We start from the raw sequence: 14,165 nt of genomic DNA, 5'->3' as shown, positions 1-14,165 counted from the left end.
TCGTCCGCACCTAGATATCGACAGGCAGCGCGCCAGAGACCTTCATCTGACGCAGGATAAAGGTGGTTGCCGTGGTGCGCACGACCTTTAGCCCAAGAAGGTTTTGCATGATAAAGTGCTCGAGGCTTTCGGGGTCTTTGGCTGCGACTTTCAAAATATAGTCAAAATCACCCGTGATGGATGCACATTCCAGCACTTGTTCATTGTGGTCGATGAAATCCTTGAACTTGGCAATCGAAGACGTGTCGTGATCTATCAGCGAAACCTGAATATGCGCCAAAGCGCGCAAGCCCAGCTTTTTTCCATCCAGAATTGCGGCATAGCGGGTGATGTAGCCATCTTCTTCGAGCCGTTTGACCCGCCGCCAGCACGGGGATGGGGATAGCCCCACGGCATCAGACAGGGTTTGGGTGCTGGCCCGCCCGTCCCGTTGCAGTTCTTTCAGGATCCGTTTTTCGTAAGTGTCGAGCAAAATTTCACCTCAAATGTTCGAGTTTCAGCCAAATTTATGCCATGATGTTCTAAATGAGATCAACTTAGAAGCCTAATGCTTCGATTTTGACGTTATCGTTCTTAGAAGCATCTATTTTGTGAAAGTGAAGGAACAGGCTCAATGACCGCTGCCAATTATGTTTATCAATCCATTGCCCGAGCCACGAAAGACAACGGGACGACAAAGATGTTTGGTTTGATGGGTGATGCGAACCTGTTTATGGTCGATAGTTTTGTCAGAGACTGTGGCGGTGATTTTATACCTGCGGCGCACGAAGGCAGCAGCGTTTTGATGGCGGCGGCCTATGCGCATATTTCGGGGCAAGTGGGCGTTGCAACTGTGACGCACGGGCCGGCCCTGACAAATTGCGCAACAGCGTTGACAGAGGCGGCGCGCGCTCACGCGCCGTTGGTGATTTTGGCGGGTGATACGCCAGCCGATAATCCGCGCCATTTGCAAAGCATCGACCAAAGGGCGGTGGTTAAGGTAACAGGTGCGGGTTTTGTGCAGCTTCGCACGCCCGAAACAGTGGCAAAAGATGTGGCGCAAGCCTTTTACCGCGCACAGGTAGAACGCCGCCCGATTGTTTTGAACATGCCCGCCGACTTTATGTGGCAAAAAGCGGAATACTCTGCGCAGGTTCTTGATGTTTTCACGACCCCCGGCGGAGCCGCAGAGGGTGATTTGCTGGACAATGCAATTGGGATGATCGCATCGGCACGGCGTCCTTTGATTTTGGCGGGGGTGGGGCCATTCATGCCCATGATCAATTGGTGCAATTGGCCGATAGATTAGAAGCCCCGCTTGCGACCACATTGCGTGCCAAGGGGCTTTTCAATGATCATCCGTATAACATTGATATCTTTGGAACGCTGTCCACGCCCGCAGCGTATGATTTGATTGCGCAGTCTGATTGTATCGTTTGTTTTGGTACGGCTTTGCATGATTTCACAACGGATCGTGGCAAGCTGATGAAAGACAAACGGATCATTCAAATTGACACGGACCCGACAGCGATTGGTGGTGGATTGCACCCTGATGTGGCGCTTGTTGCGGATGCTGGGCTGGCTGCGGAGACCATTCTTTATTGGTTGAACGAGGCCGATGTTGCGGCAAGCGGCTTTACCCGTGATTTGGATACTGCGGTGCTGACACAGCATGTGGCAGGGTCGGGCAAAGCGGCAGATGGGTTTGTGAATTACGTGGAAACACTGGAACGGCTTGAAGACGCTCTGCCCAAAGACCGCGTGCTGGTTACGGATGGGGGGCGATTTATGACCGAGGTTTGGTGTCGCTTGTCGGTTCCAAACCCAAAGAGTTTTGTCGGTACGGTCAGTTTTGGCGCCATTGGATTGGGTTTGCAGGAAGCTGTGGGCGCGGCTGTGGCCGCGCCAGAGCGTCCCGTCGTCCTGTTTAGTGGGGATGGTGGGTTCATGATGGGTGGGATCAACGAGTTTAATACGGCGGTGCGCCTTGGGCTCGATTTGATCATCATTATTGCCAATGATTCCGCTTATGGCGCGGAACACATTCAGTTTGTGGATCGTAAAATGGACCCGAGCTTGACGGAGTTTTCTTGGCCATCCTTTGCAGATATCGCGAAATCGCTTGGCGGGCAGGGGTTTGAGGTGCGTTCTAAGGATCAGTTGGAGCAGGCGTTGAAGGCGATGGAAACCCGCTCTGGCCCGTTCCTGATTGAGCTGCGGCTTGACCCAGAGGACGTTCCTGCAATGCGCATTTGAGGCACCCTGTTACAGACCGCTGTTTGCTGGCCGCAAGTGCGTTGCTTTGCACGTAAAAACGTGCGCAAAATGAACAGGCAGAGTGTGAACGCCACTTTCTGAACACTTGGGTGTTTGGCGCTGTTGACTCCCCTCTTAAACCCCTTATAAGCCGCTCATCCGCAATTGCGGATACTTGGTGTTGGTGGACCTTGCAAAAGGAACCCTGTCGGGCTTCGGCCAGAGGACAACGCCCTTCACAAATCGCCCTTTGGGGCCACAGAAGGAGAACAGCCGTGACTAAACGTACGACTGCCAAATACAAAATTGACCGCCGGATGGGTGAAAACATCTGGGGTCGTCCGAAATCCCCTGTAAATCGTCGTGAGTACGGCCCTGGTGTTCACGGTCAACGCCGTAAGCAAAAGCTGTCCGACTTTGGTATCCAGCTGCGCGCCAAGCAAAAGCTGAAAGGCTACTACGGCGATCTGACAGAGAAACAGTTCCGTCGCATTTATGCCGAAGCGGTTCGTGTGAATGGCGACACAGGTGAAAACCTGATCGGCCTGTTGGAGCGTCGTCTGGACGCGGTTGTGTACCGTGCGAAATTCGTCCCAACAGTATTTGCTGCGCGTCAGTTCGTGAACCACGGCCACGTCACAGTGAACGGCAAGAAGGTAAACATCCCGTCTTACCGCGTGAAAGAAGGCGACGTGATCGAAGTGCGTGACCGTTCCAAGCAAATGGCGCTGGTGATGGAAGCACTTGCTTCTACGGAGCGTGACTTTGCGGATTACATCAACGTAGACGCTGGCAAGATGAAAGCGGAATTCGTTCGCACTCCTGGCCTGTCTGACGTGCCATACCCAGTGATGATGGAACCAAACCTCGTGGTCGAATTCTACGCGAAGAACTAATCTTCGCCACACTGAAGAATTTGAAGGCCGTTCCGATGGGAGCGGCCTTTTTCGTTGGGGGGATTAGGGTGAAATTGTGAACGTCAGTGTTTCTGAGGCTACCTTATAAAAAATGGCATTGTCCCAAAAATAGTCATCAATCCCTTGAACCTGTGTGTAAGAGTTTACGGATCGCAGAAAGAATTTATCTGCATTTGATGGCAGAAATGCGTGCGACCAAGGCCGAAATCACGGGGTTATTAGCAATCTTTTTGTTTGTGAATGACAACACCTGGGAACGTGAAATTCCCGCTTCGGACATACCCTTGGGCTTTGACGTCGTCCACAGCCAGACTGCGTTCTAGGATGAGCGCGCTTTCTGAATCGAAGGGTCCGATGTTGATAATGCCGCTTGCGCTGGAGGCGGAGGTGTTGCCTGCGGTTTTTCTGACAGGGCCGACACGAAAGCCTTTTCGCATGTCCTGTGGGTTTCCACCGTACATGACGGTTCCATATTGGACGTAGGAGAAATATCGGCAGCCATTGGCCTGTGCTGTAGTGGAAAAAGACAGTGTCGCCGCAAGGCCAAATGCTAAGAAAATCAAAAGTAAACGCATTAGAAAGTCCTCTTAATTTTTTGGTATACTTTAAATTTGCACAATTGTGAGCGGCTGCAAAGTGTTTCGTTATGATTTTGTGGCCTCTAAAACTCACCCATCCCCACAAATCGCTTGCAGTGCGATCCAGTCGGCGTCAGTGATTTGCGGGCGGTAGTTTTGTTTGAAGGGGTCGTTTGAAATAAGCCCTGCGGTTGCCGTGCCGTTTGCATCGAGCGCATAGGCGTAGGGGGCGGAGGTGAGTGCGGCTTTGCGAAACAGCGGTAAAAGGGTTTCGTCGCTGGGGCGGGTCATGGGGTGCGTCAGGGTTTTGCGCGCATAAGCGGCGAGCCCATCGCGTGACAGGGTGCCGTTGGCAATAAACGTGAGCGTGCCGCGTGTGCCGATGGAGGAAAACATGCCCGTCATTGGATTGCTTTCAGCCGCCAGCGCCCGTTCCATCAGAACAAAACCTGCGGCCACTTCGGGGCCAGCGTTTTCTTCGATCAGAACACGGTTGATCAGGATGTTGCCACCCGGAATATGGGCCGAAAACCGTGCGCCCATATCAACGATGTGAATGTTGCCACCATCGGGTAAAAGCCAGTTTTCGAGTTTGCGCAACGCAGGCAGGCTGAGCGGATCACCGCAGGGTTGGCCGGTGAGGCGATTGGTTTGAGCGAGGATGTCTTTGCCGATCTGCTGTGCCTTTGCGGGGGGGACAACACGCGTGGCGTAATCGGCGGAAATGCTTGGCAGCCACGAGAACATCAAAAAGCAGACCAGAACGATGATAACGCCTGACAATATCCAGCGCAGGCGGCCAGGATGTGGGCCAATGCGGCGGATGTTTTTGCGCACTTCCTGGATGGCTTCAATCATCTGCTCGTCGTCAATTTCGAGCGTTTCACTGCTGATCTTATCAGGGCTGTAGATGGTTGGCAGTTCGCCCGAATTAAGCGTGCGCACCGCCGCCAAGGACCAGTGTGCCAAAGGTTTGCCATTGGAATCAGACAGCACCAAAGACGCAGCCCCAAAGGACACGATCACTTCGCGTCTTTGATCCGCATCAGATTCCTTCCAAAGCCCGAGAGACTCGAGCCGTTCATATTGTTTGAGAGCTGTCACTGCACGCCTCTGTCGGCCTTTGGCCTGTTTTATGGGGCTACCTTACAGGGGAAATCCTGTTCTGGGTAGTGTCTTTGTCATTAGGTAGGTTGTCGGAGGCGTTGCGACCCTTTGGTGGTCTTGCAAAGTTGAGCCGACAGGCGTAGGCGGGCGGTAATTTGATTCACACTCCCTGCTGGTATTGGATCGCTGTCTTATGCGAATTGCCGATTATTTTCCGCCGCTAACGTGGCGCACTCGTGTTTCGCGCCAGAGCCTTGGCGCGGATGCTTATGCTGGTCTAATCAACGCGGCGATTGTTTTGCCACAAGGGGTGGCTTTTGCCACGATTGCTGGGTTGCCCCCTGAGTTCGGCCTTTATACGGCGATGATTACGGCCATTGTTGCGGCGATGTTCGGGTCATCCATGATTATGATTTCGGGGCCGACCACCGCGATTTCTGCGGTGCTGTTCACCACTTTGTCGGATTTCGCGGCACCTGGATCGGCGCGGTATATTGAGTTGGCGTTGACGCTGACCATTCTGGTGGGGCTGTTCCAAATGGTGGGCGGGTTTGCGCGCCTTGGGGGGCTTGTGTCCTTTGTGTCCCATAGTGTGATGACAGCGTTTACCATGGCCGCGGCGATTTTGATTGCGGTCAGTCAATTGGCAGGGGCAAGCGGCGTTGTTGTGGAGCGCGGCGGCAATATCGCAGAGCGGTTGGAGCGATTGTCGCTGCATATCACAGAGGCAAATCCTTATGCGCTGTTGATTTCCGGGGTGACGCTGGGGGTTGCCATTTTGGTGCAAAAATTTGCGCCACGGCTGCCAGGTTTTTTGCTGGCATTGCTCGCGGGGGCTGGATTGGCGTGGTTTGTGGATGCGGCGGGGCATGGTGTGGCCATGGTCGGTGCTTTGCCCAATATGGTTCCGTCTTTGCATGTTCCAAACCCGTCTATCCAAGATGTGGCCATGCTCGCCCCTGGTGCGGCGGCGATTGCGGTGGTGGGATTGCTGGAAGCGATTTCCATTGGTCGAGCCTTTGCGGTGCGGCGCAAAGAACAATTTGATTCCAGCCAAGAGATGATCGGGCAGGGGTTATCAAATGTGGTTGGCGGTTTCTTTCAGTGTTACGCGGGATCGGGGTCTTTCACGCGGTCGGGCGTGAATGCGACGGCGGGGGCGGTGACGCCGCTGTCAGGCGTTTTTGCGAGCCTTGCGTTGTTGTTGGTGCTGTTTTTCATCGCCGATTGGGTGGCGTTTATTCCCCAGCCTGCCATGGCGGGTTTGATCCTGTTTGTGGCGTGGCGTTTGATTGATTTTAACGAACTGCGCCACATCATAACCAGCAGCCGCCCTGAAACGGTGATCCTTGGCCTGACGCTTGCGGCGGGTCTGTTTATCGAGCTGGATTTCGCGATTTATGTGGGTGTGATCGCGTCCTTGTGCGTGTTCATTTACGAAAGTTCGCATCCTGAATTGCCCGTAACCGCACCGATGTTGCAGCCAGATGGGTCGCGCAAGTTTCGCAATGTGGAACGATCAAACCTGACGGAATGCCCGCAGTTGTTGACGTTTCGATTGGATGGGCCGTTGTATTTTGGCAGCGTGGAAAACGTGGCGAAGGAATACAAAAAGATCAGTGCGCGTAATCCACGGCAAAAGCACAAGTTGCTGTACATGAAGGGCATGGGCAAGATTGATCTGGCAGGTGCGGATTTCCTGATTAACGCCGCGCGCGAGGCCAAGGCGGAGGGGGGATCGTTCCGCATCGTGGCGCTGTTTCCGCCATTGGTGGCGAGTTTACACCGCTTTCATGTGATTGATGAAATCGGCGAAGATCGCTTGTTCCCCAGCAAATCCGAAGCGGTTGCCGATGCCATGTCGAGCCTTGATCGCGGTATCTGCGAAGGATGTTTACGCGATGTGTTTTGGGAATGTGACAATGTTATGCGGGCCGAAGATCAGACCCGATAAACGCTTAGGCCACCTTTTTTAACCAGATTGATCCTGCGCCACGATTAAAGGGGCGGGCGTCGAATTCATCGAAACGATCAAACATATCGCCCTTTTTGCGCAGGTCTTCGGATTGGACCTGTAAGAAGGCGTCGTTGAAGAATTCGATTTTGAACATTTTCGAAAAGGTCAGAAGCATATCGACGAGGTAGACTTCGTTCCACGAGCGGTTTTCCTGCTGGGCCCATTGGCGGCGGTATTCAAACGGGTAGTGAATGTCGTGGATGTGAACATGGACGCCTTTTTTGATGGCAGGCAGGATGTGCAGATATTCGTAGTGTACGTCTGAGCCTGTTTTCAAAACATGGGATGTGTCGATGAAAAGCAAGTCCCCTGCTTCTAGCTCGCCAAAATAGGCGGGGTCGATGGATTGAACGGGGGCTTCGATCATTTCGCAGGTGTCCGGCGGCGTGAGCCCTTTGACACGTGTCAGATCAATGTCGATTGTGGTGAATTTCTTCAGCTTTGGCTTTGTCATTCGATCAAAGGTGTCGAACATCGCGGCGGTGGAAAACCCTGCGCCGATTTCGATGACGCGGGTGGGATTGATGGTTTGGATCATGCCCGACAGAATCGACGCATCGAAATAGGGCAGTTGGTTATTCTTGGCGAAATAGCGGAAATCATCTCTGGGGTGGAACGGAAATTCGATCATTTTCTTGCTGATCGCCGCCCATTTTTTCGCATGAGCAGGGTAATCCATGAGACCGTCTGTATGCGCCACTTGGCGTTGGAAATGTTCGCTTTCAAAATATCCTTTGACCGCACGGGGTTTCCCGATTGGAGAGTAATAATGCCCGTTTGGGTAAAATGGTTCTTTGCCTGCCATTGGTCTGCTGCCCCTGTTTTTTCGGGAATCTTACAGAATTGTTCAAAGGATACCAGACGTTAAGATTCTGCTTCCCAATTTTTGCGCAGGGCGTGTGGGGAGAGACCGTATAGGCGGCGAAACCGTTGGGAGAGTTGGTTGGCAGATGAAAACCCTGCGGCCATGGCGATTTCGGCGGTGGAGAGATTTGTTTCACTGAGCAGCGCATAGGCGCGTGCGGTGCGGCGGCGCACGTAAACTTCGGCAGGGGATTGGTTGAGGTAGCGTTTGAACAGGCGTTCCAATTGGCGGCTGGAGAGGCCAACCTCATCCGCGATGTCGGTGATGAACAGCGGCGTTTCAAGGTTCGCGTCCATCATTTCAATCGCCTTAATCAGGCGCGGGTTGCGTGTGCCAAGGGCCACCGCGTGGGCGGATTGTTGGTTGGTGCCTTGTTTGGGGGAGCGGAAGTGCAAGCACATATCGGCAACCATGATCGCCAGTTGTTTGGAGTGATCCCGTTCGATCTGGTCGAGCATCATATCTGTGGCCGACCCGCCACCACCACAGGTCAACAAGCCCTTGTCCATTTCATAGAGGTTTTTCGAAGGCGTGAGGTTTGGGTGGATTTCACCAAAGCCTGGTTGGTTTTCCCAGTGAAGTGTAAAACGTTGGGCGCGCAGTGTTCCAGCGGCGGCAAGAGTGAACGCGCCTGTGCAAATACCCCCAACGGTAACGCCGTGGGCTTTCTGACGGCGGACCCATTGGGTGACTTTGGGATCAAGCGTGGTGGCGGGTTCGATACCGCTGCACACAAAAGCGCGGTCGGTTTTCACGAGGTCTTTGAGCGCTGTATCAGGTGTAATTTGCACGTGATTTGAACAGCGAATGGGCGCGCCATCGGCGGACATGGTGAACCAGCGATAGAGCGTTTTCCCCGTGATCTGGTTGGCAATGCGCAAAGGTTCCACTGCGGATGAAAACGCCAGCAGGGTGAGTTTTGGCAGCAGCGCGAAGTAGATGTCGCGCGGGGGGTGGTTGTATTCGAATGCAAAGGTGGCTGCGCCGCGATTGACGAATGTGTCTTCTACCACGGTTTGCCTCCTGTGATTGGGTTAAAGCGCCTTTGCCACGTGCCGCAGTTCAAATTTCTGAATTTTGCCCGTGCTGGTTTTCGGCAGTTCTTGGAACACCACGTTTTTGGGGCATTTGAAGCCTGACAGGTGTTCGCGCGTGTGGGCGATGATTTCGGCCTCTGTCGGTTGGTCAACACCGTCTTTCAATTCGATAAAGGCGCATGGGGTTTCGCCCCATTTTTCGTCCGGTTTGGCCACCACGGCGCAGAGCGATACGGCGGGGTGGGACATGAGGGTGTTTTCTACTTCGACAGACGAGATGTTTTCGCCGCCCGAGATGATGATGTCTTTCATGCGGTCCGTGATGCGGATGTAGCCATCGGGTTCGCGCACCGCGATGTCGCCAGAGCGGAAAGCGCCCCCTTCGAAGGCTTCTGCCGTGGCCTTGGGGTTTTTGTAATAGCCTTTCATCACGGGATTGCCGCGAATGACGATTTCGCCAATGGTTTTGCCATCGCGCGGGACGGGTTTGCGGGTGTCTTGGTCCACCACGTCGATGTTTTCCATCATGGGGTATTGCACGCCGACACGGGCCATTTGGGCGTAGCGTTCAGCCTCTGGCAAGTGGGCCCAGTCATCGGGTTCGACGCATTCGGTGACATGGCCGTAAGTTTCGGTCAGGCCGTAGACCTGCATGATTTTAAAGCCGAGCTCTTCTGCGCCTTTGATCGTGGCGGGGCTTGGCGGTGCGCCTGCGGTAAGGACGGAAATTTCATGGTCGAAGGATTTCTTTTCGTCCGTTTTGGCGTTGATGAGGGTGTTCAGCACAATAGGTGCGCCGCCGAAATGGGTGATGCCTTCGGCTTCGATCGCATCAAAAATGGCCTTGGCGGTGATATCGCGGCAGCAGGTGATTTGACCACCTAAGCTGGGCATCATCCATGTATGGTTCCAGCCGTTGCAGTGGAACAGGGGCACAATGGTGAGGTATTTTGGGTAGAGGCCGATTTGCCAGCTGAGTGCGGTGCCCATGGTCAGCAAATATGCGCCGCGATGGTGGCAGACGACCCCTTTGGGGCGACCTGTCGTGCCAGATGTGTAGTTGAGCGAAATGGCGTCCCATTCATCATCGGGCATGTGCCACGGGTGGTTTGGGTCGCCTTCTTGCAGCAGGTCTTCGTATTCCAAATGATCCCCTGTGGCAGGGAAGCCAGCGGCGGCATCGGCCACTTCGACAATCATGGGGCCGTCACCATCCATCATGGCGATGGCGTCGCTTGCAACGGGCAGGAATTGTGTGTCGACAAGCACGATTTTGGCTTCGGAGTGGTCGAAGATGTAGGCAATGGTGTCGGCATCAAGGCGGGTGTTGATGGTGTTGAGCACTGCGCCAGAGGCGGGCACGCCAAAGTGCGCCTCGGCAATGGCGGGGATGTTGGGGCAGATGGTGGACACCACGTCACCAGGCGTGATGCCGTGTTTGATCAGGGCGCTGGCCAATTGCGAACACCGGGCGTGAAGTTCAGCGTAAGTGTGACGCCGCGCACCATACACCAGCGCATCACGGTTTGGAAACACATCACGGGCGCGGTTTAGATGAGACAAGGGTGTCAGCGCCACAAAGTTTGCTGCGCATTTATCGAGACCTGCTTCGTCTGCCATTTTTGCCATGATGATTCCCTCCCAAGATCGTTCGGATTTTATATGTCAGACTTTTCAATGTTGTCGAGTATTTGCGGCCTATTCTTTGTCCACATAAGCAAAATCATAGGGCCGATCTGTGTGGCCTGTTAGGCGACCCGCAGATGGGGTTGGTAGGTGGGCGGTTAAGACCAGAGTGTCTGTATCGACCAATCCATCAAACAGCTTAATTCGCGTGGCAGCCGCAAGGTCCATATCGTCGTCATATACCATCGACCAATCGGGGTGGGCCAGTTGGATGGGGGAGTGGATCACATCGCCGATCATGATGGCGGTTTGGCCGCCTGATTGGATTTGCACGCAGACGTGGCCAACGGTGTGACCAGGCGTTGGGATCAAAGTGATCATGTCATTTAAGGCAAAATCCGTTTCGACCAGTTGGGCTTGGCCTGCTTCGAGGATGGGCTGGACGTTTTCGCGAAACACGTTGGATTGGTCTGCTTCGGCTTTTGCAACCTCGGATTTTGCGAGGATGTATGTGGCGTTTGGAAAAGTGGGAACCCAGCGCCCATCGAGCAAACGCGTGTTCCAGCCTGTGTGATCCGCGTGCAGATGGGTGCAGAAGACAAAGTCGATATCTTGGGGTGTGAATCCAGCGGCGGCGAGGTTGCGCAGCCATGTGTCATCATCCCGATCATTCCAATCGGGCAGGGCACTGGTTTTGCCGCAGCCCACACAGGTGTCGATCAGGATGGTGTGATCAGGCGTTTGCACCACATAGGATTGCACGGGCAGAATGAGTTTTCCCGTGTTGGGGCAGATGGAGTGGTTTAGCAGCCAGTGCATGTCCGGCTCCAAAGCCTGCGGCGTGGCGTTTGGAAACACGTCCGAGGGGAGCATGAAGGGGCCTTCTAGCTCTAGCACGCGGTGGATGGTGACTTCGCCAAAGGTTTGTGGACGCATGAGTGTTGCCTGACAGGTTGGGTTGTGGGTAGATGCAACAAGTGTAAGCGGGAATTTCCAGATGGCAACGACAACAAACACCGCGCAGGGGGCTGCGTTGATGGTGTGCTGCATGGCGATCATTGGGTTGGTCGACAATTATGTGGGCGTCATCGCGGGTGAAGGCGGGTTGTGGCAATTCCATTTCATGCGTTCGGTCATGGTGTGCGGTACGTTGTTGGTCCTGTCCGTGTTGATGGGATGGCGCATTCTGCCACGCAATTGGCGTGGGGTTGCGGTGCGATCCATCTGTGGCGCGATTTCCATGGGGGTGTATTTTGGGGCGCTGGCCTTTCTGCCGATTGCGCAGGTGGGTGCGGGGCTGTTTACCGCGCCGCTGTTCGTTTTGCTGTTTTCGGTGCTGTTCTTTGGGCAGCGGATCGGCATTTGGCGCATCGTGGCGGCGGTTGTTGGGTTTGTCGGTGTTATGATGGTGCTGAAGCTGGATGTGACAGCGGTGCAATTGATCGCCGTTTTGCCCATGTTGGCGGGGATTACTTGGGCGTTGACTGCGCTGAGTACGCGGTATCTGTGCGATGGCGAAGACACGGTGACGTTGCTGTTTTGGTTCTTTTTCGCGCTTGGGGTTTTGGGCGCGATTGGGTTGGGTTTGATGGCCGCTGGGCTTGGGGATGGGGGCAGTTTTGTCACCACAGGTTGGGTTGAGCCGAGTTTCATTTTCTGGAAATGGACCATTGTTCAAGCGGTGTTTTCCATGGTTGCCGTGGCAATGTTAACGCGGGCCTATCAGGTTGGGGACACCAGCTATATTGCGGTGTTTGAATATTCCTTTTTGATTTTTGCCAGCTTTTGGGCCTGGATTTTGTTTGCGCAAACAGTGGATGTTTGGGGTATGGTCGGGATTGCGCTGATCATTGCGTCAGGCGCAGTGATTGCGTTGCGCAGTGCGGATGCCTAGGGTCTTGGCATGATTGTTTCGCACGGCCGCAAATACATTTTTGTGCATATCCCAAAAACAGGGGGGACGTCACTGGCGTTGGCCCTTGAAGGGAAGGCGATGAAAGATGATGTGCTGATCGGGGACACGCCCAAGGCCAAGAATAGGCGCAAGCGTTTGAAAGATGTGCAGACGTCTGGACGGCTGTGGAAACATTCCAAATTGCGGGATATCTATGGGGTGGTAGATCAAACGCAGATTGAGACATATTTCGTTTTTACGCTGGTGCGCAATCCGTGGGATCGCATGGTCAGTTATTACCATTGGTTACAAGATCAAACATTTGACCATCCGCATGTGACCTTGGCAAAGGCGGTGGGTTTTTCAGCGTTTTTGAATGATGCCTTGACCAAAGCGATGATGGGGAATGACGGTGCTGCGGGGTATGTGACAGATCGCGAGGGCGTGGATCAGTGCAATCTTTATCTGCGGTTAGAGCATTTGGCGCAAGATATTGCGGTGTTGGAAGATGCGATTGGGGTCAAGCTGGGTGTGGTTCCGCATGCGAATAAGTCCAAGCGAGACGGTTATCAGACGTATTTTTCCGAGGCAGATCAGGCGCTGGTTGGACGGTTATTTGCCAAAGATATCGCGCGATTTGAGTATGGGTTTTAAGGGTTAGCCGTAAAACGCCAACGCCAGTAGCAAGGTGACAAACCCCACCACAATGCCCATCGCAAACGCCGCAATAAAAATGATGCTCATTTTCCCTACCTTTGTTGCGCGAACCCAAGATCGAAAACTTCCCCTACCCAAGGCTTAACCATGGTTCCGCTGTCTTTACCTTAACGTCACATGGGCGCGTTTGGGGTAATTTCTAGAGAGGAGTGATAAATCCAACATTGATGTTGCAAAAATGCAAAGGTGAATTGCATAAATTGACCTAGGGTAAACTACTGAAAAAGCGTGACAATAAAGGCTGAGGGCGCACGCGCGTATGTTTCAAAACATATCAGATGTAAAAAAGCCACTCTGGTTGGAGTGGCTTTGCTTGAACGTCTGTTGGGGTTATTCCCCAAGTTTGGCGTAGATTTCTTCTAAATCGGGTTCGCCAATAGGTTCTTTTCGGCTGGGATCGGTGTGATCGTATTTGAACAACACAAAGTCCCGTTTGTAGATTTCATAGACCAAGTGCATGGACAGATCGTCGAAATAGTCTTCGACGGGGTGTGCCCGTTTGGGGCCATGACCTTCGGATTCATTAAAGCGGGGCATGTTATCGACATCGACTTCGTGTTTGACGTCGATGTTTTTCAACACGTCTTTCATGCCTTCTTTGAAGTTTTCGGTTGTGATGATCTTGTCGTATTTGCCGCCGTTCACCACCAAAGTTGAGGCGTGACCCGCCATAGCGGACCAATGGATATCAGGGTCCATCGGGCGGCGCCATTTGATGGTGTCGCGTGCGAACAAAAGAAAACGGCGGAACGATTGGATTTGATCGAAATCGCCTTCAACCTCTACGCCGTATTTGCGGATGATGTTGGGCACAAGATTGCCGCGATAGCGTTTGCCGTTGCGTTGAATGCCGCAGATTTTGTCAAAGAAGGACGACAGAATGCGGGTGTAAGGGTTGCGCACGCAGGTGAAGGTGTACGTGTCTTGGGCCTGTACGCGTTCGGTGATAGGGCCTTGGGAATATTCTTGGGACCACTTGTGCAAGCCTTTGGTGCTGTCGTGAATGTCGCCATCAAAGAAACGCCCATGATCGGAGTAATACATGATCTGACCAATGGTCGAACACGCGCATTTCGGCACAACGCGGTAGGCCACGCTTTCGCTTTCGGTCATCCAAGTTCCTGGGAAGCCCATGACTGTTACTCCTGCTCTGCAACGCTTGTGCGCTTGTT

General features: G+C 53.6%; 14 protein-coding genes. 6 read left to right on the top strand and 8 right to left on the bottom strand.

Annotated elements, in window-relative coordinates; genetic code table 11:
- Positions 1–10 precede the first annotated feature (10 nt).
- Complete coding sequence (locus tag QBD29_RS14685) at positions 11–472, bottom strand: Lrp/AsnC family transcriptional regulator (protein WP_280098833.1); 462 nt, start codon at positions 470–472, stop codon at positions 11–13.
- A 141-nt stretch (positions 473–613) separates the two neighbouring features.
- On the opposite strand from QBD29_RS14685, the gene QBD29_RS14680 reads away from it, so the two are divergent.
- The 3 genes from QBD29_RS14680 to rpsD all read left to right on the top strand — a co-directional run bounded on the left by QBD29_RS14680 (position 614) and on the right by rpsD (position 3,131).
- Positions 614–1,288, top strand: coding sequence for a thiamine pyrophosphate-binding protein (locus QBD29_RS14680; RefSeq protein WP_280098832.1), 675 nt, complete (start codon positions 614–616; stop codon positions 1,286–1,288).
- Positions 1,273–2,235, top strand: a complete 963-nt coding sequence (locus tag QBD29_RS14675) for a thiamine pyrophosphate-dependent enzyme (protein WP_280098831.1) — start codon at positions 1,273–1,275, stop codon at positions 2,233–2,235. Before QBD29_RS14680 ends, QBD29_RS14675 begins: the two co-directional genes overlap by 16 nt.
- 275 nt (positions 2,236–2,510) lie before the next feature.
- The gene (gene rpsD, locus QBD29_RS14670; protein ID WP_280098830.1) at positions 2,511–3,131 is read left to right on the top strand and encodes a 30S ribosomal protein S4; all 621 of its coding nucleotides are present in this window, start codon (positions 2,511–2,513) and stop codon (positions 3,129–3,131) included.
- Between the two features lie 239 nt (positions 3,132–3,370).
- On the opposite strand, the gene QBD29_RS14665 is transcribed toward rpsD, so the two are convergent.
- Entirely contained in the window at positions 3,371–3,727 is a 357-nt protein-coding gene (locus QBD29_RS14665; RefSeq protein WP_280098829.1) for a hypothetical protein, read from the bottom strand.
- A 93-nt stretch (positions 3,728–3,820) separates the two neighbouring features.
- Positions 3,821–4,834: a hypothetical protein gene (locus tag QBD29_RS14660; protein WP_280098828.1), complete on the bottom strand. Its 1,014-nt coding sequence runs from the start codon at positions 4,832–4,834 to the stop codon at positions 3,821–3,823.
- Between the two features lie 196 nt (positions 4,835–5,030).
- Between QBD29_RS14660 and QBD29_RS14655 the strand changes: the two genes are divergently transcribed.
- On the top strand, positions 5,031–6,791 hold the full coding sequence (locus QBD29_RS14655) for a SulP family inorganic anion transporter (RefSeq protein ID WP_280098827.1): 1,761 nt from the start codon (positions 5,031–5,033) through the stop codon (positions 6,789–6,791).
- Between the two features lie 4 nt (positions 6,792–6,795).
- On the opposite strand, the gene QBD29_RS14650 is transcribed toward QBD29_RS14655, so the two are convergent.
- The 4 genes from QBD29_RS14650 to QBD29_RS14635 all read right to left on the bottom strand — a co-directional run bounded on the left by QBD29_RS14650 (position 6,796) and on the right by QBD29_RS14635 (position 11,318).
- Positions 6,796–7,659: a class I SAM-dependent methyltransferase gene (locus QBD29_RS14650; protein WP_280098826.1), complete on the bottom strand. Its 864-nt coding sequence runs from the start codon at positions 7,657–7,659 to the stop codon at positions 6,796–6,798.
- A gap of 59 nt (positions 7,660–7,718) precedes the next feature.
- Positions 7,719–8,732 (bottom strand): GlxA family transcriptional regulator, encoded by a 1,014-nt coding sequence (locus tag QBD29_RS14645; protein ID WP_280098825.1) that lies wholly within the window; start codon positions 8,730–8,732, stop codon positions 7,719–7,721.
- 21 nt (positions 8,733–8,753) lie between these two features.
- Positions 8,754–10,385, bottom strand: coding sequence for an AMP-binding protein (locus QBD29_RS14640; RefSeq protein ID WP_280098824.1), 1,632 nt, complete (start codon positions 10,383–10,385; stop codon positions 8,754–8,756).
- A gap of 69 nt (positions 10,386–10,454) precedes the next feature.
- On the bottom strand, positions 10,455–11,318 hold the full coding sequence (locus QBD29_RS14635; protein ID WP_280098823.1) for an MBL fold metallo-hydrolase: 864 nt from the start codon (positions 11,316–11,318) through the stop codon (positions 10,455–10,457).
- Between the two features lie 61 nt (positions 11,319–11,379).
- Here QBD29_RS14635 and QBD29_RS14630 point away from each other — a divergent pair, with 61 nt between their 5' ends.
- Both QBD29_RS14630 and QBD29_RS14625 read left to right on the top strand, forming a co-directional pair.
- Positions 11,380–12,276: a DMT family transporter gene (locus QBD29_RS14630; RefSeq protein ID WP_280098822.1), complete on the top strand. Its 897-nt coding sequence runs from the start codon at positions 11,380–11,382 to the stop codon at positions 12,274–12,276.
- A 9-nt stretch (positions 12,277–12,285) separates the two neighbouring features.
- A complete protein-coding gene (locus QBD29_RS14625; protein ID WP_280098821.1) occupies positions 12,286–12,930 on the top strand; it encodes a sulfotransferase family 2 domain-containing protein in 645 nt (214 codons plus the stop codon).
- 393 nt (positions 12,931–13,323) lie between these two features.
- Here the strand turns inward: QBD29_RS14625 and QBD29_RS14620 are convergent, their stop codons facing one another.
- Positions 13,324–14,127, bottom strand: a complete 804-nt coding sequence (locus QBD29_RS14620; protein ID WP_280098820.1) for a sulfotransferase family protein — start codon at positions 14,125–14,127, stop codon at positions 13,324–13,326.
- Positions 14,128–14,165: the final 38 nt, after the last annotated feature.

Source organism: Amylibacter sp. IMCC11727 (assembly GCF_029854195.1).
Classification (GTDB): Bacteria; Pseudomonadota; Alphaproteobacteria; order Rhodobacterales; family Rhodobacteraceae; genus Amylibacter.
This window is presented reverse-complemented; position numbering and strand designations above follow the sequence as displayed.